The organism is Enterobacter dykesii (genome assembly GCF_008364625.2).
In the GTDB taxonomy this organism is placed as follows: Bacteria; Pseudomonadota; Gammaproteobacteria; order Enterobacterales; family Enterobacteriaceae; genus Enterobacter; species Enterobacter dykesii.
Genome location: NZ_CP126604.1, coordinates 3232980 through 3256512, shown reverse-complemented (window position 1 = coordinate 3256512; position 23533 = coordinate 3232980). Strand labels below are relative to the sequence as shown.

At 54.8% G+C, this 23533-nt stretch carries 20 protein-coding genes and 1 pseudogene; 14 read left to right on the top strand and 7 right to left on the bottom strand.

Annotated features, from left to right (window positions below):
- Window positions 1–29: 29 nt before the first annotated feature.
- Both F0320_RS15475 and mgrA read right to left on the bottom strand, forming a co-directional pair.
- Window positions 30–371 (bottom strand): DUF2502 domain-containing protein, encoded by a 342-nt coding sequence (locus F0320_RS15475; RefSeq protein ID WP_047652620.1) that lies wholly within the window; start codon window positions 369–371, stop codon window positions 30–32.
- Between the two features lie 127 nt (window positions 372–498).
- Window positions 499–1497 (bottom strand): L-glyceraldehyde 3-phosphate reductase, encoded by a 999-nt coding sequence (gene mgrA / locus F0320_RS15470; RefSeq protein WP_126329888.1) that lies wholly within the window; start codon window positions 1495–1497, stop codon window positions 499–501.
- Between the two features lie 185 nt (window positions 1498–1682).
- Here mgrA and ipdC point away from each other — a divergent pair, with 185 nt between their 5' ends.
- Entirely contained in the window at window positions 1683–3341 is a 1659-nt protein-coding gene (gene ipdC / locus F0320_RS15465; RefSeq protein ID WP_126329886.1) for an indolepyruvate decarboxylase, read from the top strand.
- Here the strand turns inward: ipdC and F0320_RS15460 are convergent, their stop codons facing one another.
- Entirely contained in the window at window positions 3342–4577 is a 1236-nt protein-coding gene (locus F0320_RS15460; protein ID WP_126329884.1) for an ion channel protein, read from the bottom strand.
- Window positions 4578–4782: 205 nt separating this feature from the next.
- On the opposite strand from F0320_RS15460, the gene glk reads away from it, so the two are divergent.
- Window positions 4783–5748 (top strand): glucokinase, encoded by a 966-nt coding sequence (glk, locus tag F0320_RS15455; protein WP_126329882.1) that lies wholly within the window; start codon window positions 4783–4785, stop codon window positions 5746–5748.
- 35 nt (window positions 5749–5783) lie between these two features.
- Here the strand turns inward: glk and F0320_RS15450 are convergent, their stop codons facing one another.
- Window positions 5784–6509 (bottom strand): LytR/AlgR family response regulator transcription factor, encoded by a 726-nt coding sequence (locus F0320_RS15450; RefSeq protein WP_047652615.1) that lies wholly within the window; start codon window positions 6507–6509, stop codon window positions 5784–5786.
- 3 nt (window positions 6510–6512) lie between these two features.
- The gene (locus F0320_RS15445) at window positions 6513–8219 is read right to left on the bottom strand and encodes a sensor histidine kinase (protein WP_126329880.1); all 1707 of its coding nucleotides are present in this window, start codon (window positions 8217–8219) and stop codon (window positions 6513–6515) included.
- Between the two features lie 119 nt (window positions 8220–8338).
- Between F0320_RS15445 and F0320_RS15440 the strand changes: the two genes are divergently transcribed.
- Both F0320_RS15440 and alaC read left to right on the top strand, forming a co-directional pair.
- Window positions 8339–8587: a hypothetical protein gene (locus F0320_RS15440; RefSeq protein WP_126329878.1), complete on the top strand. Its 249-nt coding sequence runs from the start codon at window positions 8339–8341 to the stop codon at window positions 8585–8587.
- Between the two features lie 18 nt (window positions 8588–8605).
- Window positions 8606–9844, top strand: a complete 1239-nt coding sequence (gene alaC / locus F0320_RS15435; RefSeq protein ID WP_090420042.1) for an alanine transaminase — start codon at window positions 8606–8608, stop codon at window positions 9842–9844.
- A 51-nt stretch (window positions 9845–9895) separates the two neighbouring features.
- Here the strand turns inward: alaC and ypdK are convergent, their stop codons facing one another.
- Both ypdK and lpxP read right to left on the bottom strand, forming a co-directional pair.
- Window positions 9896–9946: a membrane protein YpdK gene (gene ypdK, locus F0320_RS21825; RefSeq protein WP_431606053.1), complete on the bottom strand. Its 51-nt coding sequence runs from the start codon at window positions 9944–9946 to the stop codon at window positions 9896–9898.
- 379 nt (window positions 9947–10325) lie between these two features.
- Window positions 10326–11246: a kdo(2)-lipid IV(A) palmitoleoyltransferase gene (gene lpxP, locus F0320_RS15430; protein WP_126330039.1), complete on the bottom strand. Its 921-nt coding sequence runs from the start codon at window positions 11244–11246 to the stop codon at window positions 10326–10328.
- A 12-nt stretch (window positions 11247–11258) separates the two neighbouring features.
- On the opposite strand from lpxP, the gene F0320_RS15425 reads away from it, so the two are divergent.
- From F0320_RS15425 to F0320_RS21820, 10 genes and pseudogenes are all read left to right on the top strand, one after another.
- The gene (locus F0320_RS15425) at window positions 11259–11399 is read left to right on the top strand and encodes a hypothetical protein (protein WP_162531704.1); all 141 of its coding nucleotides are present in this window, start codon (window positions 11259–11261) and stop codon (window positions 11397–11399) included.
- A gap of 632 nt (window positions 11400–12031) precedes the next feature.
- Window positions 12032–12526, top strand: a complete 495-nt coding sequence (gene tssB, locus F0320_RS15420; protein ID WP_126329876.1) for a type VI secretion system contractile sheath small subunit — start codon at window positions 12032–12034, stop codon at window positions 12524–12526.
- 35 nt (window positions 12527–12561) lie between these two features.
- Window positions 12562–14106: a type VI secretion system contractile sheath large subunit gene (tssC, locus tag F0320_RS15415; RefSeq protein ID WP_126329874.1), complete on the top strand. Its 1545-nt coding sequence runs from the start codon at window positions 12562–12564 to the stop codon at window positions 14104–14106.
- Between the two features lie 17 nt (window positions 14107–14123).
- A complete protein-coding gene (gene tssK, locus F0320_RS15410) occupies window positions 14124–15464 on the top strand; it encodes a type VI secretion system baseplate subunit TssK (protein WP_126329872.1) in 1341 nt (446 codons plus the stop codon).
- Window positions 15461–16150: a type VI secretion system protein TssL, short form gene (tssL, locus tag F0320_RS15405; RefSeq protein ID WP_126329870.1), complete on the top strand. Its 690-nt coding sequence runs from the start codon at window positions 15461–15463 to the stop codon at window positions 16148–16150. The genes tssK and tssL overlap by 4 nt, the downstream gene beginning before the upstream one ends.
- On the top strand, window positions 16147–17853 hold the full coding sequence (locus tag F0320_RS15400; protein ID WP_126329868.1) for an OmpA family protein: 1707 nt from the start codon (window positions 16147–16149) through the stop codon (window positions 17851–17853). The genes tssL and F0320_RS15400 overlap by 4 nt, the downstream gene beginning before the upstream one ends.
- A gap of 5 nt (window positions 17854–17858) precedes the next feature.
- Window positions 17859–18350 (top strand): type VI secretion system effector Hcp, encoded by a 492-nt coding sequence (gene hcp, locus F0320_RS15395; RefSeq protein WP_023325816.1) that lies wholly within the window; start codon window positions 17859–17861, stop codon window positions 18348–18350.
- A 156-nt stretch (window positions 18351–18506) separates the two neighbouring features.
- Window positions 18507–21161 carry a type VI secretion system ATPase TssH gene (gene tssH, locus F0320_RS15390; protein ID WP_126329866.1) on the top strand — a complete coding sequence of 885 codons (2655 nt, stop codon included), beginning with the start codon at window positions 18507–18509 and terminating at the stop codon, window positions 21159–21161.
- Window positions 21158–22877: pseudogene (locus F0320_RS15385) on the top strand (type VI secretion system Vgr family protein); the annotation flags it as partial. The gene tssH and the pseudogene F0320_RS15385, both read left to right, overlap by 4 nt.
- Complete coding sequence (locus tag F0320_RS21820; protein WP_407043997.1) at window positions 22874–23530, top strand: DUF2345 domain-containing protein; 657 nt, start codon at window positions 22874–22876, stop codon at window positions 23528–23530. The pseudogene F0320_RS15385 and the gene F0320_RS21820, both read left to right, overlap by 4 nt.
- Window positions 23531–23533: the final 3 nt, after the last annotated feature.

Here is a 23533-nt window from a genome sequence, read left to right as displayed (position 1 = left end):
AAAAAGGAGCCTCCATGGCTCCTTTTTTATTAGTGGTGATGGCCGTGACCATGACCTTTCCCGCGACCCCAGCCGCCGCGGCGGTCGTCACGGTCGTTCCAGCCTTCACGGTAACCGCGCTCGTATGCGTTGTCTTTATACCAGCCGCGGTGTCTGCCGTTATCATGTTTCCACCAGCGGTCTCCGCGCCACTCATAGTGACGGTTCCAGTAGTCACGGTCGCGCCAGTAGCCACCGTCCCAGTATCTGCCGTAGTCGTCACGATCGCCAATTTGTAATTTTACTGATGGCAACAGGGTGATTTCGCCCGCATTGGCGACCAGCGGGGCTGAAGCCAGTAATACCGCTGCAAGAATCAGTGACCTGAACATACTCTTTCTCCTTCACGATCGGGGCCCTTGTGGGGCCTGTTAACGCAATATTACGAGTTGGTAAAGCCTCGTTTCATCGCCTCAACTCCGAATTCTTGGGTGGGAGCACTTTTTGCTAAAAGTGATTCTATTTTGAGCTGTTCAGGATCGTGTCAATACCGACAAGTTCTTCCGCAGAGAAATGTCGGTTTTCCAGCATCCCCACGGCATCATCAATCTGGGCCGTTTTACTTGCCCCAATCAGCACTGACGTCACGTTCTCATGGCGTAATACCCAGGCCAGCGCCATCTGGGACAGCTTCTGACCGCGCTCTTCCGCCATGGCATTCAGCTTTCTTACCTTCTCTTGCTTCTCTTCGGTGATCTGGTCAGGGTTCAGGAACTGACTGCCGCTTGCCGCGCGTGAGTCTGCCGGAATGCCGTTGAGATAGCGGTTGGTCAGTTGTCCACCAGCCAGCGGCGAGAAGGGAATGCAGCCGACCCCTTTTTCCTGCAGCACGTTCAGCAGCCCCTCTTCCGGCGCACGCTCAAACATAGAGTATTTCGGCTGGTGGATCAGGCAGGGGGTACCGAGATCGTCAAGGATATCAATCGCCTTGCGGGCCAGTTCTGCAGGGTAGTTGGATAACCCGACATACAGGGCTTTTCCCTGGCGCACCGCATGGTCAAGCGCTTTCATGGTTTCCAGCAGCGGCGTTTGTGGGTCAGGACGGTGATGATAGAAGATATCCACGTACTCCAGCCCCATGCGCTTCAGGCTTTGATCGAGGCTTGCCAGCAGATATTTACGTGACCCCCAGTCGCCGTAAGGGCCTTCCCACATGGTATAACCTGCTTTGGTAGAGACGATCAGCTCGTCGCGCCAGGGCAGGAAATCCTCCTGCAAAATACGGCCGAAATTACGTTCGGCCGATCCCGGCGGCGGGCCATAGTTGTTGGCAAGGTCGAAATGCGTAATGCCCAGATCGAACGCGCGCTGTAAAAGTTGACGGCTGTTTTCGATAAGCGTGGTGTCGCCAAAGTTATGCCACAGCCCAAGCGAGATGGCGGGCAACCTGAGTCCGCTTCGCCCACAGCGACGATACTCCATTGTCCGATAACGATTTTTGTCCGGCTGATACCCCATTCTCATAACCTCTGGCGCTGAAGAAAAAAATCAGTGTATGCGTTTACATTAACGTAAAAAAAAGCAGCATAGCGCAGCCTTTTTTGTAAAGCATTCTTTCCATGGTCTTCTTATCGCCAATTCTGGACAGTCATCACGCTTATTTAATACTCAAGGTGAGGTCAACATTAGAAGGATACCTGTTCATGCGTACCCCATACTGCGTCGCCGATTACCTGCTGGACCGTCTTACAGATTGTGGAGCCGATCATCTGTTTGGCGTGCCGGGCGACTATAACCTGCAGTTTCTCGACCATGTGATAGACAGCCCGGATATCTGTTGGGTGGGCTGTGCCAACGAGTTAAACGCCTCTTATGCCGCGGACGGATATGCCCGATGTAAGGGCTTTGCTGCGCTGCTGACGACATTTGGTGTAGGGGAGTTAAGCGCCATGAACGGCATTGCGGGCAGCTACGCTGAGCACGTTCCGGTACTGCATATTGTAGGCGCGCCGGGTACGGCGTCGCAGCAAAGAGGAGAGTTGCTGCACCATACGCTGGGCGACGGTGAGTTTCGTCATTTTTATCATATGAGCGAGCCGATCACCGCAGCACAGGCGATTCTGACTGAACAAAACGCCTGTTACGAGATTGACCGGGTATTAACTACCATGCTCCGGGAGCGTCGCCCCGGCTATCTGATGCTGCCTGCCGATGTGGCAAAAAAAGCCGCCACGCCTCCTGTAAACGCTCTCACTCTCAAACACGCGCATGCCGATAGCGCCTGCCTGAAAGCGTTCCGGGACGCCGCTGAGAACAGGCTGACCATGAGCAAGCGTACTGCGCTCCTGGCCGATTTCCTGGTCCTGCGCCACGGCCTGAAGCATGCCCTACAGAAATGGGTCAAGGACGTGCCGATGGCGCACGCCACTATGCTGATGGGTAAAGGCATATTTGACGAGCGTCACGCCGGTTTTTACGGCACATACAGCGGTTCGGCGAGCGCCGATGCGGTAAAAGAGGCGATTGAAGGGGCAGACACGGTGCTGTGCATCGGGACGCGATTTACCGATACCCTGACCGCCGGCTTCACGCATCAGCTAACCCCGTCACAAACAATTGAAGTTCAGCCTCATGCCTCACGCGTCGGTGACGTCTGGTTTACCGGCATCCCCATGCTTCATGCAATCGAAACGCTGGTAGAGCTCTGTAAACAGCACGTGCACGATATGCCGGCACCGTCGTCTCAAAGCGCGATGGAATATCCGCAGCCGGATGGCTCGCTGACGCAGGAGAATTTCTGGAAAACGTTGCAGACGTTTATCCGCCCGGGAGACATCATCCTTGCGGATCAAGGCACTTCGGCCTTCGGCGCGATCGACCTTCGTCTGCCGGCTGACGTGAATTTTATCGTCCAGCCGCTGTGGGGATCGATTGGCTATACGCTGGCGGCGGCGTTTGGCGCACAAACGGCCTGCCCGAACCGGCGCGTGATTGTCCTGACGGGAGATGGCGCGGCGCAGCTCACCATACAGGAGCTTGGCTCGATGCTGCGGGATAAACAACACCCGATCATTCTGGTCCTTAACAACGAAGGGTACACGGTGGAAAGAGCGATCCACGGGCCGGAACAGCGATATAACGACATTGCGCTATGGAACTGGACGCAAATCCCGCAGGCCCTGAGCCTTGATCCTCAGGCCCAGTGCTGGCGGGTCAGTGAAGCTGAGCAACTGGCGGATGTACTTGAGAAAGTGGCGCACCACGAGCGGCTCTCGCTGATTGAGGTGATGCTGCCGAAAGCCGATATCCCGCCGCTGCTGGGGGCGATTACTAAAGCGCTGGAAGCGCGCAATAGCGCCTGATTACTTGTCGTTTCGCCAGGCCATCATCATCGGTTTGCCCGCCAGCAGGAGCCAGGCGGGCAACATCACGATGCATAGCAGGGGGAAAAGCGTCGAATCGGGTACCACGACCGCCGCCATAAACAGGCTGAGCCAGGCGTCGCGCGTGACCACCAGAACCAGCCCCAGAATAGAGCAGGAGACGGTAATGGCCGCAGGCACCGCATCGACGTGTTCGTGCAGCATCAGCCCTAGCGCTACGCCGACAAAGACCGCCGGGAAGATGCGTCCACCGCGGAAACCGCAGGCGGCCGCCACCACCAGCGCGGCCAGCTTGATCGCGGCAAACAGCAGATAGTCGGACACGCTAAACACCTGGCTGAAGGCCAACTGCTGCATCTCGTCCAGACCTTTGAACAATGTCACCGTTCCGCCGATTGCCCCTAAGATACCGAGGATCAAACCACCAGCTCCCAGAACTAACACCGGGTGTTTGAGTTTATGCATCAGCCGGTGCAGGCGAGGAAGACACCATACCGCCACCATTCCCAGCGCGATGGCGATCGCGACGACGATTGCGCCGCTGAAAATATCGGCTATCTGCATTTGGCCGTAGTGGGGGAAGGAGAGTGAAAAATGGGGATGGAAAAACAGGCTGGTCGTCAACGCCCCGGCGGCTGCGGCCATCAGCGGGGCAAACAGCTTATCCCACAGCGGGACGTCGTTATTGCTGCTGAGCGTCTGCGAAAAGATCAGTGCGGCAGCGACGGGCGTGCCGAAAAGCGCACCGATGGTGCCTGCGGAGGCGAGGATGGTCCAGTCCAGCGCGCCGACGCGGGGCAAAATCCGTGAGCCGAGGAAAACCGCCAGGCCAATATTCACCGCCATAATCGGATGCTCCGGCCCCAGGCTGACGCCGCCGGCCAGACCGATAATCAACGCAATGAGCAGCCCTGGCAGTGCCGAAGGGGGAACAGGGGCGCCAATCAGCGGTTCCTGCGCCGGGTCTGGCCCTGCATGGCCGGGACTGAAACGGATCACCAGGCCTACCGCAATACCGGTCAACGTCAGCATCACAATGATCCAGGCAGGAGAATCAGTGCTGACGCCCAGTTTTGTCGGAAGCGCTGTCCATAACATGGCTTGCAGCACCGACGCGACTTTCATCACGACAATGAGCACCAGACTTGAGGCCACGCCAATAATTAGCGCCGGAATTGCCAGCAACAGCATGGTTCTGGCTCGCGGGTGGAGCATGATGATTTCCTTGTACAAAACGGTATTACGTTACTTTGCACATTAAGCTTTATGGCAATAGTGCAAAAGGTGCTGAAACGGTAAAGTTATTCTGTGACGAAGATCGATAATCCATGGGCATTCACCTTATGGCCGTTGTTGTTATCACGCCTTGAATTTACAGTGTCCCAAAGATTTATTCTGACTTTAGCGGAGCAGTAGAAGAATGACAAAGTATGCTTTGGTAGGTGATGTGGGCGGCACGAACGCGCGCCTCGCATTGTGCGATGTTAATAGCGGTGAGATTTCGCGGGCGAAAACCTACTCAGGACTGGATTATCCAAGCCTTGAGGCCGTTGTCCGCGTCTATCTGGAAGAGCATCAGGTGAGCGTTGAAGACGGCTGCATCGCGATAGCCTGCCCGATAACCGGCGACTGGGTTGCCATGACCAACCATACCTGGGCATTCTCTATCGCCGAGATGAAAAAAAACCTCGGCTTTGCGCATCTTGAAATCATCAATGACTTCACCGCGGTGTCCATGGCGATCCCGATGCTGAAGCCTGAGCATCTGATCCAGTTTGGCGGCGCTGAACCGGTCGAAGGCAAGCCGATTGCGGTCTACGGGGCCGGTACCGGTCTGGGCGTGTCGCATCTGGTGCACGTTGCTCAGCGCTGGGTAAGCCTGCCGGGTGAAGGCGGCCACGTAGACTTTGCGCCAAACAGTGAAGAAGAGGGCATTATCCTCGAAGAGTTACGCGCGGAGATCGGCCACGTCTCCGCCGAGCGCGTCCTTTCAGGTCCGGGGCTGGTGAACCTGTATCGGGCGATTGTGAAGTCAGACGGTCGTCTGCCGGAAAACCTGCAGCCGAAAGACGTCACCGAACGCGCGCTGGCGGACAGCTGCATTGACTGCCGTCGTGCCCTGTCGCTATTCTGTGTGATTATGGGACGCTTTGGCGGCAACCTGGCGCTGACGCTGGGCACCTTCGGAGGCGTTTATATCGCGGGCGGAATTGTGCCGCGCTTCCTGGAGTTCTTTAAAGCCTCCGGCTTCCGCGGCGGGTTTGAAGATAAAGGGCGTTTCAGAAGCTACGTGCAGGACATTCCGGTTTATCTGATCGTGCATGACAACCCAGGACTGCTGGGTTCCGGGGCCCATCTGCGTCAGGTTCTCGGTCAAATCCTGTGATGCAGAGCCCTCTCCCGCAGGAGAGGGCCTTTTCTTTACAGGTGCATCAGCTGACGAAACTCTTTCACCTTGCTGCGGCTTACCGGCACCTGAAAATCCAGATCCTTCAGACGCAAAATGTAGGTGTTGTTAAACCACGGTTCGATCTCGCGGATCTTGTTTAAATTGACGCAGAACGAGCGGTGGCAGCGGAAAAAGTGCGACGCAGGCAGCTTGCTGCAAAACTCGGTGATATTCATCGCCATCACGTAAGATTCCCGCCGCGTATAGACAAACGTCATTTTTTCGTGCGCTTCGGCGTAATAGATATCGTTGACCGGGGTCACGATGATGCGCTCGTCTTTAACCAGATTTATGGTGTCGTTTTCGCGTACCGTCGGGCTGGCGGGAGCGATTTGCTGCTGCCAGGCGGCCTCCAGCTTTTGCAGCATGCTGACAATCCGCGACTCCTGATAAGGCTTAAGAATATAGTCAAACGCCTCAAGCTCGAAGGCCTCTACGGCGTGCTCTTTCCAGGCGGTAACGAACACAATAAACGGCTTATGGGCAAACTGATTGATGTTTTGCGCCAGCAATACGCCATCCAGCGACGGGATATTGATATCCAGGAAAATGGCGTCAACCCGGTTATGCTGCAAAAATTTCAGCACGTCCAGACCATCATCAAACGTGCCCACAATCTCCATCTGGCTGTGGGTTTTGATAAGCCAGGTGAGCTCCTGCTGAGCCAGGAATTCATCTTCTACGATGATAACTTTCATGGGTCACTCCACCTGGGGCAACAGTGATGTCGTTGTATGCGCGCGCGAGCGCTCATTCGGGACGTAAAAAGCAATTTCTGTGCCCGGTTCAAGACGTTGAATATGCAGCCCGTCGCCATAAAGCAGCTTGACCCGGTGGTGCACGTTTAGCAGGCCGATTTTATTTCCCGGCATCTCGTTAGACTCCACGCGCTCAATGACTTTTGGATCAATCCCGTGGCCGGTATCGCGCACGGCAATCCGCACCCGGTTGCCGCTTTCGGTGACGCTGATGGTGACGACGCCTTTGCCTTTACAGGGCTGAATACCGTGAACAATCGCGTTTTCAACCAGCGGCTGGATAAGCAGGCTCGGGATCACGCAGTTGACCTCTTCATCAATATCGTAAATGACCGTGAGCTTGTCGCCAAAGCGGGCCTGCTCAATCGCGATGTAGTCCTTGATCTGATAAAGCTCTTTTTTGATGTCGATCTGCTCGTCATCTTTCAGCTCGATGTTGTAGCGCAGATAGCGCGACAGGTTAAAAATCAGCTGGCGCGCGGTGTCCGGATTAAGGCGAATGGACGAGGAGATAGCGTTCAGCGCGTTAAACAGGAAATGGGGATTGATTTTACTCTGCAGCGCGCGCAGTTCTGCCTTATTTGCCATCTCGCGCAGCTGTTCCGCCCGCGAAACCTCAAGCTGGGTGGAGATAATCTGCGACAGGCCGATGGCCATCTCCTGCAGCGTTGAGGTGATCTGATGCGCGTGGCAATAATAAATTTTCAGCGTGCCCGTCACGACGCCTTTCTCCCACAGCGGGATGACCAGCATGGAGTGGATTTCCGGCGTTCGGTGGGCTTCATCATTGTTTTTAATAATGATTTTACCGTAGTTAATCGCCTGTCTGGTGGTCGGGCTTATGGTGTCATCATTGTCGCGATAGTTGTGCTCCCCGACCCCAACGTAGGCCAGCACGTGATCAATATTGGTGATGGCGACGGCGTCAGCGTGGATGTCGTGGCGAATGATCTCGCAGACCTGACGCAACGATTCCGCGTTAACGTGGCGGAAGAGCGGCAGCGTTTTGTTGGCGATATCCAGCGCCAGCTTGGCCTGACGGGCGGCACTGGCCTCTTTTTCCCCTTCAACGCTTTGCACCAGCAGCACGATAAAACCGATGCATACGCTGCCCAGGATCATCGGAATACCGATTTTCGAGACGATATCCAGCCCCAGCGCGGTGGTGGGGGCCCAGACGACGACCAGGATCATGGTCAGCGTTTCGCACACCATGCCTGCGACGATCCCGGCGCGCCAGCGCTGTTTTTTCGGGATTTTGCGGCTGATCCAGCCGGAAAGCACTCCGGCGATAATGCTGGTGATAAAGCACGGCACCGCCGTTACGCCACCGATATCAATCAGGTAGCGGTGCGTCCCGGCAATCAGGCCGGTGATAACGCCGACCCAAGGACCAAACAAAATGCCGCCGGACATGACGGCGATAATGCGCACGTTTACCAGCGAACCCTCTACCGGCACGCCGGACCAGGTGCTGAACAGGGCGAACAGCGAAAAGATGGCGGTAACGGCCAGCAGCTCTTTTGGCGAGTGGGCTGATTTGTGCAACAGCTCGCGAAACAGGCGAATGCGAATGAGGAAGAACAGGCAAATCAGCATTAATGCCGCACGGTCAAAAACCGCCAGCAGCATATTGAATATTTCGTGCACGAGTAGACCTGGGAAAACGGGAAAGAACCATGATAAAAAACCTGACGCGTATTGACCAGCTATCCGTCAGGTTTATCAAATGAGGAAAAACCATAATTTTCAAAGGGGATTATCTGGACATGACCGATGCGTCCTGTTTTGTTCTTAACGGCGTATCCTCAGGTAACTGGTTTGATATCGTCCTGTTAAATAACAGCTACCAGAAAGCCGATCCCGAAACAAAGGCTTCCGCTTTTAGGCTCAGCCGGGTTCCTGTTTTCAGACGATCGCTTTTTTTTCATTTCCCTCTCGACAGCATGATTTTTTTCAGGTTATTTTCTAAGCATGCCACATCGGTGGCAGCGTCGCTCGGACGGTCCGGGCGCTAACGTTAATCTGAGGAATCTATGGCTGAATTCAGTCCTGAACGCCGTTTTACGCGTATCGATCGTCTCCCCCCTTATGTTTTCAATATCACTGCTGAACTGAAAATGGCTGCGCGTCGGCGCGGCGAAGATATTATCGATTTCAGCATGGGTAACCCTGACGGCCCAACGCCACCGCATATCGTTGAGAAGCTCTGCACGGTTGCCCAGCGCCCGGATACGCACGGCTACTCAACCTCTCGCGGTATTCCCAGGTTACGTCGCGCGATCTCGCGCTGGTATCAGGATCGCTATCAGGTTGATATCGATCCGGAAAGTGAAGCGATAGTCACCATCGGCTCGAAAGAGGGGCTGGCACACCTGATGCTGGCCACGCTGGATCATGGTGACACGGTGCTGGTGCCTAATCCAAGCTACCCGATTCACATCTACGGCGCGGTGATTGCCGGGGCGCAGGTCCGTTCTGTGCCGCTGGTGGAAGGTGTCGATTTCTTTAACGAACTGGAACGTGCGATTCGCGAAAGCTATCCGAAACCTAAGATGATGATCCTCGGTTTCCCGTCGAACCCAACGGCGCAGTGCGTGGAACTCGATTTCTTCGAGAAAGTAGTAGCCCTGGCCAAGCGTTATGACGTGCTGGTGGTTCACGATTTAGCCTATGCTGATATCGTCTATGACGGCTGGAAAGCCCCGTCGATCATGCAGGTCCCGGGCGCGCGTGATGTGGCGGTAGAGTTCTTCACCCTTTCGAAAAGCTACAACATGGCGGGCTGGCGTATTGGCTTTATGGTGGGTAACAAAACGCTGGTGAGTGCCCTGGCGCGCATTAAGAGTTATCACGACTACGGTACCTTCACGCCGCTGCAGGTCGCGGCTATCGCTGCCCTGGAAGGCGACCAGCAATGCGTTCATGAGATTGCCGCCCAGTATAAGCGCCGCCGCGACGTGCTGGTAAAAGGGTTGCATGAAGCGGGCTGGATGGTGGAAATGCCGAAGGCGTCTATGTACGTCTGGGCGAAGATTCCGGAGCCCTATGCGGCGATGGGATCGCTGGAGTTTGCCAAAAAGCTGCTGCAGGATGCGAAGGTGTGCGTATCACCGGGCATTGGCTTTGGTGATTATGGCGATACCCATGTGCGTTTTGCCCTGATTGAAAACAGCGATCGTATTCGTCAGGCGGTGAGGGGCATCAAGAGTATGTTCCGGGCCGACGGTCTTCTGACTTCAAAGAGCGCCGCTGAACATCCCGCATCGTCATGACATAAAAAACAGGAGCCGATGGCTCCTGTTTTTTTGACTGCATGTTCTTCACTAGATCATCAGGGCAAAGGTTCCGGCCCAGACTAAAACAATCACCGACATGCCCATAAAGAAATATTTCACGTTTCATCGCTCCGCGTATCTTGTGGTACGCATTTAAAAACAGAGTCCACCTGATTATAGAGAACTGAAATCCGGTCAAAACGGAAATGAGAATTTTCCCGTTACGCCGCTCACTCCAGCTCAGAATTCTGTGCTTTCCTGTTGCCAGACGGCGCTAATGTACGCTTAAAAATGAGGGGTGACAAGAGGGGTTTTTTTAAATAATTTCCGTCACTTACGAGTGTCGTGGAACGGCGACAGTTTGATTTCACTTCGTAATAAATTCACGTTGGGCGACGCAATGAAAGACGATTTCTTAACGGGATGACAGGTGATTGAAAAGGTTAGTTTCTTAGCGAAACTAACCTTAATGAAAGGCTTAAATATAGAGCGAGGCTTCGCCAAGAGGGCGGGTTTTAAAACGACGATGCATCCACAGATACTGCTCTGGCGCACGCATGATTTCAGTTTCGATGACTTTATTAATAAACGCCGCGGCTTCGCACTCGTTTTCCGGATAGTTAGCCATTTCAGGAGAGATGTGCAGACGATAGCCTGATTTATCTGCTTTTCTCACCATCGTTACGGTCAGCATGGAGGCACCTGACAAACGAGAAATGACAAAGGTGCCGTTAGTCGTCGCAACATCTTTAACCGCAAAGAAAGGCGCAAAGCTGCTGCCTTTACGTCCATAATCCTGATCGGGTGCAAACCAGACAGCCTCTCCTTTCTTGAGAGCTCCGACCATACCGCGCAGGTTATTACGGCTGATCATCGCCTTATTGGAACGCATGCGGCCTCGCGTCTGCACCCACTCCATCAGAGCACTGTTGTGCGGTCTGTAAGTTGCCATCATTGGCTGACAAAGCCCCATCACGCGGCCTCCCAGCTCCAGCGACATAAAGTGAACGCCGACGACCATCACGCCGCGTTTTTGCATCTGCGCGCGTTTCAGATTATCCAGTCCTTCCACGTCAAACCACTTGCGGACACGCTCATCAGGCCAGAACCAGGCCATGCCGGTTTCAAGCAGCGCCATGCCGATAGACTTGAAGTTTTCAGCGATGAGTTTTTCGCGCTCTTCGGCATTGTACTGCGGAAAACAAAGCTCAATATTTTTACGCGCGATGGATTCGCGACGTTTCAGGAAACCGCGGGAAGCGCTGCCCAGTTTCGACCCCAGCAAGCGCAGGACAGGGTAGGGAAGTTGAACCAGCAGCCAGAGTACGCCAAGGCCAAACCATGTAAACCAGTAACGCGGGTGTAAAAACGCGCGTTGAAATTTGGATTGAGACAAAATAGTAGAACCTATGTGAAGCCTGTAAAGGTAGCGCAAAGTTTGCGATACGACGTGCCGATAAGACCGTTCTTCAAGGTGATGGTTGCAGGCTTTACCGAACTTTACGGCGGCGTTGCCTGGCCACTGCTGATTTGGGCGGGCGGCGTAATGTAGCACCGTTATACGATATGTGCTATTACTCGTTTTTGATTAAAAAAGCGGCGATCCGGGAGGTGTTTGATTTTACACTGTATAAACTCCAGAAAGGAGAGCAGTTTTCATGCCTGAGAGGAGAACTGAAGTCTTTGCGCAAGGAGGAGTGGGCCGACAAAAGAGCAGCAGTGTTTATTTTCGGACCCGCATCGACATTTTATTTTCCTTCGAATAATAAATAAGAATTTTCTTTGTGAAAATTCTTATTTATTATTCATGTCATCAATCAATTCGTCACTCTTCTTAATTGATTAGCCTCTTGGCTTTATCTGCTTACAATAACCTGTTTCCGTTCCTTCATCTTTTTTTAATATCATGTTGTGATGCAAGTCAAAACAAGATGGTTTTATTAGCATCTCTCAGGTTACGATCCTTCTTACGGTACAAATATTCACTTTGCGTGAAAAAAGCAGTGTCTTTCCCTGAGGTGAGTGGATAATCCGCAATAATATATTGGTGGAAAATTCTTAAGAAATTTCTCATTGCGGATAAAAGATCTGTGTATTTGATTTTGTGTCGATCATTATTCTAATATTGCGCATCAAGAACGATACCGTGAATTTGGCGTAGCAAAAACAAAGAGGGATGATGAGATGGCTGACAGTTTTCAGAATGAGGTGCCTAAGGCACGTATTAACCTGAAGCTTGATCTGCATACAGGCGGGGCAAGCAAGAAAATGGAATTACCGCTGAAATTACTGGTTGCGGGTGATTTCAGCAATGGGCAAGAGTCTGCTCAAATATCTGAGCGTGAGAAAGTTAACATCACGAAAAATAATTTCGACAGTGTTCTTTCTGAATACTCCCCAAAACTTAATCTAACCGTTAAAAATACGCTCTCTGATGATGGTGGTGAGGAAAATGTTCAGCTGACTTTCCAGAGTATGAAAGATTTTACGCCAGAGCAGGTGGCCGCTCAGATACCGCAGCTGAAGGCGATGCTGGCGATGCGCAATTTGCTCCGCGATCTGAAGGCCAATTTGCTGGATAACCAGACTTTCCGAAAAGAGCTGGAAAAAATCCTTCTGGACCAGTCCCTTAGTGCTGAACTGCGAAATGAACTATCCGCACTTGCATCAAGAAAATAGTAACCATCACGCTGTTTTAACGGATTAATCAAGGAATGCTCATGTCTGTACAAAATAATATTGCCGGTACTGAAAGCGTGGTGCTGGAACGTCCTGCTGCGGGTGGGGTTTACGCCTCCCTGTTTGAGAAAATCAATCTGAACCCTGTCTCTGAGCTGAGCGCGCTGGATATCTGGCAAGATGCGCAGGCGATGTCGGATGCGACCGCTGACGAGCGTCTGACCGCAGGTATGCAGGTCTTTCTGGAATGCCTGACCAAGGCAGGCGCGAAGGTCGAAAAACTGGATAAAAGCCTGATCGATCACCATATCGCTGAGCTCGACTACCAGATAAGCCGCCAACTGGACGCCGTTATGCACCATGACGAGTTTCAGGCGGTTGAGAGCCTGTGGCGCGGAGTGAAGTCGCTGATTGATAAAACAGATTTTCGCCAGAACGTGAAAATTGAGCTTCTGAGCATGTCTAAAGAAGAGCTGCGCCAGGACTTTGAAGACAGCCCGGAAGTCATCCAGAGTGGTTTGTATAAACACACCTACATTGATGAATATGATACCCCAGGCGGCGAGCCGATTGCGGCGCTGATTTCCGCTTATGAGTTCGATGCTTCAGCGCAGGATGTCGCTCTGCTGCGCAACATCTCAAAAGTATCTGCGGCTGCACATATGCCATTTATCGGTTCAGCAGGCCCGAAATTCTTCCTCAAGGAGTCAATGGAAGACGTTGCTGCGATTAAAGATATTGGTAACTATTTTGACCGCGCAGAGTACATCAAGTGGAAATCGTTCCGCGATACGGACGACGCCCGCTACATCGGCCTGGTCATGCCGCGCGTACTGGGACGTTTACCGTATGGCCCGGACACCGTTCCGGTTCGCAGCTTCAACTATGTCGAAGAAGTCAAAGGTCCGGATCACGACAAATACCTGTGGACCAATGCATCGTTTGCCTTTGCGTCCAACATGGTGCGCAGCTTTATCAATAATGGCTGGTGCGTACAAATCCGTGGCCCGCAGGCTGGCGGTGCGGTTCAGGACCTGCCTATCCATCTGTACGATCTCGGTACCGGCAATCAGGTAAAAATCCCGAGCGAAGTGATGATCCCTGAAACCCGCGAATTCGAATTCGCGAATCTGGGCTTCATTCCTTTGTCATACTACAAAAACCGCGACTACGCGTGCTTCTTCTCAGCCAACTCCACTCAGAAACCGGCGCTGTATGACACCGCTGATGCGACGGCGAACAGCCGCATCAACGCCCGTCTTCCGTACATCTTCCTGCTGTCGCGTATCGCCCACTACCTGAAGCTGATTCAGCGCGAAAACATTGGTACCACTAAGGATCGCCGACTGCTGGAACTGGAGCTGAATACGTGGGTCCGCAGTCTGGTGACCGAAATGACCGATCCGGGCGATGAACTTCAGGCGTCTCATCCACTGCGTGATGCAAAAGTGGTGGTGGAAGATATTGAAGATAACCCGGGATTCTTCCGCGTGAAATTGTATGCGATTCCGCACTTCCAGGTGGAAGGCATGGACGTCAACCTGTCGCTGGTTTCCCAGATGCCGAAAGCAAAATCGTAATAACAGGCAGGAAGCCGATGAAAACGGAACAACCGTTATGGGGGAGGGGCGTCATGGTCGCTCCCCAGCATTTTCAGCAACAGGTCGCGTATGCGGCCTGGTCTGCCGAGTGTATTGCCCGGCTGGGCCTTTCCTGCCCGTGGGGGGTGATCAATGCCACCTTCGAGCCTGACGCTCTCAGGCTTGGACGTCTGCAGGCCCGTCATATGCATGTCCGTTTTCAGGACGGTACGCTGATTGATACTGACAATGCTGATTCGCTGCCACCGGTACTGTCGCTTGAAAGTGAACCGCGGGAGGTGACGGTGGTGCTGGCGCTCCCGCTACTGCGGGCGAACGGCGGCAACTGCCTGAAACCCGATGAAGTGGCCGAGCGTCCGGTGCGATATCGTCAGTGCTGGCGGGATGTACGCAATACCTTTGGGGAAGACACTCGGCAGATTGCCGTGATTCAACCGGAACTGACGCTGCGTTTTGCCCATCAGAACAACAGCGATTATCTGACTTGTCCGGTCGCCCGCCTGCAGCAGGACTCTCAGGGGATGTGGTTACTGGATGAGACGTTTCTCCCTCCGCTGTTGACCCTCCAGGGCAGCCATTGGCTGGTAACTCAGCTGGAACAGCTGATGACCCAACTGCGGGCCCGACTGTGCCGTCTGATGGCAATGCGGCGTGAAAGCAATGAGCGTATGGCAGACTTCGCCGTGGCTGATGTATCACTGTTCTGGCTGCTAAATGCGCTGAACAGCGCCGAGCCCGTGCTCGGACAGTTTCAGCGATACCCGCAAAGCCCACCGGAGCGTCTGTACCCGGAGCTGGCCCGCCTGGCGGGCAGCCTGCTGACCTTCTCGCTTGAGCATCAGGTGAGTGCTATTCCGGTCTGGCAACATGGGCAACTGAATAATGTCTTCCCGCCGCTGTTTGATTTACTGGGCGATCTGCTTGAAGCCAGTCTGCCGTCCCGCGTGGTTGCACTGGCACTCGACTATGACCCACGGCTGCACTTCTGGCAGGCTCGACTGCATGACCCGCGTCTGCGCGAAGGGGCTGATTACTATCTTTCTGTGCGCTCGCCGATCCCAGTAGCGCAACTGCAGGAACAGTTCCCGCGTCAGTGTAAGGTGGGCAGTCCTGACCATGTGCGGGGGATCGTCAACTCTTCCCGCGTGGGCGTACCATTGATGCCATTGCGCCATGTACCAGCCGCCATTCCGCTGCGCCTGGAAAATCAGTATTTCAGTCTCGATCTCTCCCATCCTCTGGCGACTGAGATGCTCCAGAGTGGGACGTGTATGTTTTACGTCCCGGGGATGCTCGGAGAGCCTGAACTTGAACTCTTTGCGGTATTGAGAACATGAGTGAACATAAACACGGCGCTGTCGTGTCTGTTGATATTGACGCACTGCTGCAGGATACCTGGCTTCAGGTCATCAGCCTTCGCCATGGCCCGCAGTTTCAGGAAGGCGAAGGTCGGATCTTGTGGGAACGCTGTATTGCTGATGTGGAGCGCGTTCAGCGTGAGCTGAAAGCGAGTGAACTTGATGAAGCCAGCTGTAAGCATATCCTCACTGCACAATTTGCATTGCTTGATGAGGCAGTCAAAGGGCGCGGTGTAGAGGATGATGCCTGTGTGCAATGGTATGACATTCCTTTGCAGGGATACTTCCTTGGCACGATGGACGCCGGTGACACTTTGTGTGACAGGATGCGCGATGTGCTGCGCGAACCTGCACCAGACAATGCCGTACTGACCTGCTTCCAGCGGGTAATGATGCTTGGATTCCTGGGGGGCTATCGCGCGCTGAACGATCCTGAACGCCAGAGGCTGGTCAGCGCGCTCAGTGAACATGTCGCGCCGTTCAGCTATCCGCAGACCCACCCTGTTCTGGCAGAAAGCCGTGCCGGGTGGGAAATGGGTGGATGGCTCGCATCATGGCCTGCACGTATTGGAATAAGCGTGATTGTTCTTGCCGCGCTCTGGTGGGGACTGGATCGTTGGCTCGATCAGATGCTGCTGACCTTGCTGCCGGGAGCCATAAAATGAGTCCTGTACAACAGCGCCTTCTTGCGCTGTGGGCCGCCTTGCTGAGTGCCGTGGTCTGTCTGGCTTTTCTGCCGGTATCCCGGCTGGCTTCGGTGCTCGTTCTGCTGGCGATGCTCGGGGTTATCTTCGTGTTCTGGTATATCACCAAACCTCGTGCGGAGCATGACGTCACCCTGCTTCTGGATGACCTTCCTGAATCCTCTTACCGTCAACCCGTGGTGCTGGTTTGTGGCGATATGCCTCTGACCTGGCCTCAACGGTCACCAGTACTGATGGTCACGCAGGGATGCTGGATCCGCGTTGAGGACCATCAGGATCTGGAGCAGGTTGCCCGTCAGATTCTGTGGCAGCGCCCGGACTGGGGGCGTCAGCTGTCGGTGATGGTCAGTGTCTGCCCGCAGAAACACCTCGATAGCGAAGCCCTGACAAGTCGTCTGCTGACTCTGCGCTGGCAAATCAGCCAGTTGCGTAAAGAAACGGGACATTCTATGCCATTGATTCTGAATGGTCAGATCGGCAGCGCGATGACGGATGACATGCTCTGGCAGGCCGCTATTTCGGGTGAAGGGTGGACTGTCTGGCGTGAGTCGAATGCGCCTTGTTCAATTGCAGGGTGGGTCACCACTGGCGGTGCGCCTGTGATGCAAAAGCAGGTGCTGATGAATAGCCTGATGAGCTGGTTCCATCAACATGTCCAGGCGGTATTCATCGATGATAATCCTGATGTTCCGGCCATTGCACCTGCGGCGCTGCTGTGGGGAATGGGGCCGATTCTTGCCGGAAGCCTTGCGTCATCAGCCTGGACGGCGTGGTTATCGCGTCATACCGCCATGCAGCAGGTGGCTGGCTGGCAACCGGTAGGGACGGACAGTACGGTGATCTCACCCTTACCGGATTTCATACTGCCGCTACTACCTGAGGGAAGTGGACTCACTCCCCGGGCCCGCACCTGGCGCTGTGTCCTTGGTCTATTCACCCTGGCGGCCATCGCCGCGCTGCTCAGCAGTGGCTGGAACAATCGTCAACTACTGCATCGCGTGAGCTTCGATATAGCCCGTTACGACAGCCTCTCCATGGATGACTATGTCCCGAAGGCTAGCGCCGTTGCTGTCCTTCGTGAGAATGCGGCGCTGCTGGATGACTATGCACGTAACGGCGTACCGGCCCGGCTGGGTCTCGGGCTTTATCAGGGGGAACGTCTACGGATGCCCTTTCTGGTAGCGATCCGTTCGTATGTGCCGCCGCCTCCTAAACCGCAGCCAACCCCAAAACCGGTTCCGAAAATAGTAAGGCTGGACAGCATGTCGCTGTTCGATTCCGGCAAGTTCGAGCTGAAGGCGGGCTCCACCAAAATGCTGGTGAATTCACTGGTTGGCATCAAAGCGAAGCCCGGCTGGCTGATTGTCGTGTCAGGGCATACCGATAACACCGGCAATCCGCAACTAAACCAGACGTTGTCTCTAAAACGTGCCGAAGCGGTGCGCAACTGGATGCGTGACACCGGCGACGTGCCGGAAAGCTGTTTTGCGGTGCAGGGCTATGGCGCAAGCCGCCCTGTCGCAACCAACGACACCCCGGAAGGGCGTGCGCTTAACCGCCGTGTCGAAATCAGTCTGGTACCGCAGGCAAGTGCCTGTCAGATACCCGGCAAACACATGGCGCCATCGCAGGATGATGGCGTCTCAGAAAATAAAACGGAGTAATTAACATGGCAATTCCTGTTTATCTTTGGCTGAAAGACGACGGCGGCGCGGACATTAAAGGGTCTGTTGACGTTCAGGATCGTGAAGGCAGCATCGAAGTTGTCGCTCAGGAGCATAACCTGTACATCCCGACTGACAACAACACCGGCAAGCTGACCGGTACCCGTATCCACACCCCGTTCCTGTTCACTAAGGAAATCGACTCGTCCAGCCCGTACCTGTACAAGGCGGTGACCACCGGTCAGACCCTGAAATCCGCTGAATTCAAGTGGTACAAAATCAACGACGCGGGTCAGGAAGTGGAGTACTTCAACACCAAACTGGAAAACGTGAAGGTAGTGAAAGTGAATCCTGAAATGTATGACATCAAGGATCCATCTAAAGAGAAGCACAACCACCTTGAACGCGTTGAACTGCGTTACGAAAAAATCACCTGGACCTACAAAGACGGCAACATCATTCATTCCGATTCCTGGAACGAACGCGCCACGGCGTAATCCTGATGCGGGCAGGTTTTCCTGTCCGCAGTTTTTTGCTGAGTGCCTGAGATGCGGGTACTCAGCAAAGAAAAAAATCTGCCTGCCTGACCTTATGCGCTTTGGTGAACAGCGAGGGGCGGTAGCGTGTCCAGGAACCGACAAAGAGAGAATCTCATGGAAAATCCAGCCATCCTGTTACGTCGTCTGAACCCTTACTGTGCCCGAGCGATGGAAGGCGCAGCTTCGCTCTGTCAGACCCGCACCCATGCGGAAATTTTGCCGGAGCACTGGCTGCTGAAGCTGCTGGAGCAGGGGGAAGGTGATCTGACGGTGCTGGCGCGTCGCTATGAATGGGATATGGATGGCATCTGGCAGGATTTGCTGGGTTGGCTCGACAGACAACCTCGCTCCGTGCGCCATCGGCCCCAGCTCTCAAATGACATCCAGACTTTGATGCAGCAAGCCTGGCTACTTGCCTCACTCAATGGCGAGGAGCACATTCGCAGCGTCCATCTGCTGATGGCCCTGGTGGAAAAACCGAAACTGGCGCGTTGTGACGGCCTGTGGCCGTTGTTAACGCTTGGTCAGAGCCAACTGGAGCGCCTGCGACCTTTGCTGGATGCGCAATCGGATGAACGTCCGGAAATGCAGCGCGAAGCCGAGCTGGCACAGAGCCACGGTGGTGAGGTGGAGTTTGTCGGGCGCCCGGCTGGTATGGAAATGGAAGAGGGGGAGCTGAGCCCTGCGCTGCAGAAAGCGCTGGATAAATTTACCCTCGATGTCACCGCCAAGGCTAAGGAAGGGAAGATCGATCCTGTGTTTGGCCGTGACACGGAAATCCGCCAGATGGTGGACATCCTTTCTCGTCGTCGCAAAAACAACCCGATTCTGGTCGGCGAGCCGGGTGTGGGGAAAACCGCACTGGTTGAAGGTCTGGCGCTGCGTATTGCCGAGGGTAATGTGCCTGAATCCCTGAAAACGGTCACTCTCCGCACCCTTGATCTGGGTCTGCTGCAGGCTGGCGCGGGCGTGAAAGGTGAGTTCGAACAGCGGCTGAAAAACGTCATCGATGCGGTGCAGCAATCATCGTCCCCGGTCCTGCTATTTATTGATGAAGCGCATACTATCATCGGCGCGGGCAACCAGGCGGGTGGCGCAGATGCGGCCAACCTGCTGAAACCGGCGCTGGCGCGTGGCGAACTGCGTACTATTGCGGCCACCACCTGGTCTGAATACAAACAATATTTCGAACGCGACGCGGCCCTGGAGCGTCGTTTCCAGATGGTAAAAGTGGATGAGCCTGACGATGACACCGCCTGCCTGATGCTCCGTGGACTGAAATCCCGCTATGCCGAACACCACAATGTGCATATTACCGACGATGCGGTTCGTGCGGCAGTTACTCTTTCGCGTCGTTATCTGACGGGCCGCCAGTTGCCGGATAAGGCGGTTGACCTGCTCGACACCGCCGCAGCGCGCGTCCGCATGTGCCTCGACACGGTGCCGGAACAGCTGACCTGCATTCGCTCGCAGATTACCTCTCTTGAAATGGAGAAGCAGGCACTGCTGGAGGATATTGCTGTCGGCAATCAGAGCCATGGTGAACGCCTGACCGTCATTGAGCAGGAAGAGAACGCTCTTATCGTTGCTCTCGATGAGCTTGAAACTCAGTACGGGCAGGAACTGAAACTTACCGAACAACTGCTGGAAAGCCGCCAGGATATCTCCCGTCAGAGCGAGACGCGCATGCTGCAGCAGGAACTGAACGGCATTCAGCACAGCAATCCGCTGCTTTCCGTGGACGTGGATGTCCGCACCGTTGCCAACGTGATTGCCGACTGGACAGGCGTGCCGCTGTCATCGCTGATGAAAGATGAGCAGACCGAACTGCTGACCCTTGAAAATGAAATCGATAAACGTGTGGTCGGGCAGGATGTGGCGCTCGAGGCCATCGCCCAGCGTCTGCGTGCTGCAAAAACGGGTCTCACATCCGAGAATGGCCCGCAGGGCGTGTTTCTGCTTGTTGGACCGAGCGGTGTTGGCAAAACCGAAACCGCGCTTGCGCTGGCCGATGTCATATACGGTGGTGAGAAGTCACTCATAACGATTAACCTTTCTGAATACCAGGAGCCGCACACGGTTTCCCAGTTGAAAGGCTCGCCGCCGGGCTACGTGGGTTACGGCCAGGGTGGTATCCTCACCGAAGCTGTGCGCAAGCGTCCGTACAGCGTGGTGCTGCTGGATGAAGTGGAAAAGGCGCACCGCGACGTGATGAACCTGTTCTACCAGGTTTTCGATCGCGGCTTTATGCGCGACGGTGAAGGGCGTGAAATCGACTTCCGCAACACCGTCATTCTAATGACCTCGAACCTCGGCAGCGATCACCTGATGCAACTGCTCGATGAACAGCCTGAGGCCAGCGAAGGCGATCTCCACGAGCTGCTGCGTCCGATCCTGCGCGATCACTTCCAGCCCGCGCTGCTGGCCCGCTTCCAGACCGTGATTTACCGCCCCCTCTCGGAAGCAGCCATGCGTACCATCGTGGAAATGAAACTCTCACAGGTCAGCAAGCGCTTGCACCGCCACTACGGGCTGACCACGCAAATTGACGAGAGTCTCTATGACGCGCTGACCACAGCCTGCCTGCTGCCGGATACGGGGGCGCGTAACGTTGATAGTCTGCTAAATCAACAAATTTTGCCGGTGCTGAGCCAGCAATTACTCACCCACATGGCCGCCAGGCAGAAACCAGCGTCGTTACGCCTTAGCTGGAGTGACGAGGAGGGGATCGGCCTGGAGTTTGATCGGATACAGGGAGTAAACGCATGAGCAACAATCCTCCGTTAAGATTCAGCCATAACCACCACCTTCTGGTGGTGAAGGGCTGTGAGGCCGAACCCGACGTGCTGGCTTTTGAAGGCGACGAAGCCCTGAGCCGACCATTCAGCTACCGTGTTGAGTTCACCAGCCGCGACCACGGCATCAGCAAAGAGATGATGCTGATGAAGCCCGGCTCGCTGAGGCTGCAGGCTCCGGTAGACCAGGGGTACGGCATCAAAATCCAGCAGCCGCTGCGGGTGATTCAGGGGGTGGTGACTGGTTTTGAACGCCTTGGCACCTCAAAAGATGAAACGCACTACGCCCTGACGCTGCAGCCGCGTCTGGCTCTGCTTGACCGTTCGCACCAGAACGCCATTTACCAGGATATGTCGGTCCCGCAAATCGTGGAAAAAATCCTGCGCGAGCGTCACGGCATGCGTGGTCAGGATTTTCTGTTCTCGCTGTCAAAAGAGTACCCGCGCCGTGAGCAGGTGATGCAGTACGGCGAGGACGATCTGCACTTTATCACCCGCCTGCTGGGTGAGGTCGGTATCTGGTTTCGCTTCACCACCGACACGCGCCTCAACATTGACGTGGTGGAGTTTTACGACAGCCAGCAGGGGTACGAGAAAGGTCTGACGCTGCTGTCGGTACCGCCATCGGGCCAGCATTCAAAAGGCGTGGATTCGGTCTGGGGAATGGAATGCCATCACAGCGTGGTGCAGAAGCAGGTCAGCACCCGGGACTACAACTACCGTCAGGCCACGCAGGACATGAACACCCTGGTGGATGCGACCCGCGGGGATGTCACCACGTACGGTGATGCCTATCACTGGGCGGATAACTACCTGACGCCGGGCAGCATCTATGACCGCAATCCGGCCCCGGAGTCCGGAGCCTTTTATGCCCGCCTTCGTCACGAACGTTACCTGAATGGTCAGACCCGGGCGCAGGGCATCACCAGCTGTCCGACGCTCTCGCCGGGTCAGGTACTGAAAGTCACCGGCGGGTATGAAGTGGCTGACGTGTATGCGCAGGGCGTGGTTATCACGGCGATGCACACGTATGCCCGCCGTGATAAGGACTTTGCGGTTGCTTTTGACGGCGTTCCGGACAGCACTGATTTTAGTTTCCGTCCTGAGCCGGGGGCACGCCCGGTGATAGCGGGCACACTTCCGGCCCGCGTCACCAGCACCACCGAAAATGACATCTATGGTCACATCGATAAAGACGGTCGCTATCGCGTCAACATGCTGTTTGACCGTGATAACTGGGAAACCGGGTTCGAGAGCCTGTGGGTGCGCCAGTCCCGCCCGTATGCAGGGGATACCTACGGTCTGCACCTGCCGCTGCTGGCGGGCACTGAAGTGGCGATTGGTTTTGAGGATGGTAACCCGGACCGGCCGTACATCTCCGGCGTGCTGCACGACTCGGCGCACGGCGACCACGTCACCATCCGCAACTACAAACGTAACGTCCTGCGCACCCCGGCTAACAACAAAATCCGCCTCGATGACGAGCGTGGAAAAGAGCACATCAAGGTCAGCACGGAGTATGGCGGCAAGAGCCAGCTCAACCTCGGGCATCTGGTCGACAGCGAAAAACAGCAGCGCGGCGAGGGCTTTGAGCTCCGGACAGACAGTTGGGGCGCGATACGGGCGCAGAAAGGGATATTTATCAGTGCTGACGGGCAGGCCAGGGCGCAGGGGCAGGTGCTTGATATGACAGCGGTTAAACGCCAGCTATCCGACGCCCTGTCTTTGGCTGAATCACTCTCCAGTCTCCTGGAAACTGCAAATATCGATTCACTGGATAATGACACACAACAAAGTTTCTTACAGCAAAGTGTGGATGCCCTGCAACAGCCGGTGATTGTGGCGGGTGCACCCGCAGGAATTGCACTTTCTACGCCTCAGCATATTCAGTTCAGTGCTAACCAGAATCAGATATTAACTGCAGGCGGGAATACGGAAATATCAGCGCTAAAACGTATTGCATTAGTCGCGAAAAAAGCGGTGGTGGTGTTTGCTCACGAGATGGGAATGAAACTGGTTGCGGCGGCGGGGAAAATCGAAATGCATGCCCAGACTGATGGGCTTGATATCACAGCCGCGAAAGGGTTAACCATTACGAGTACCGAAGATGAAATCCTTATCACGGCGAAAAAGAAAATCACTGTGCAGTGTGGTGGTTCCTATCTGACCATTGACCCGACCAAAATTGAACACGGCACCCAGGGCGAGTTTAAGGTAAAAAGTGCTGATTTTGACTATGCGGGGCCAGCGAAACTGAACGTTCCCTACCCAAAATTCACCGCCTGTGAATCCATGTCTTCAGAAGCTTCAGGCCAAGGTGATGCGACCATACCATTGAGTTAAGGA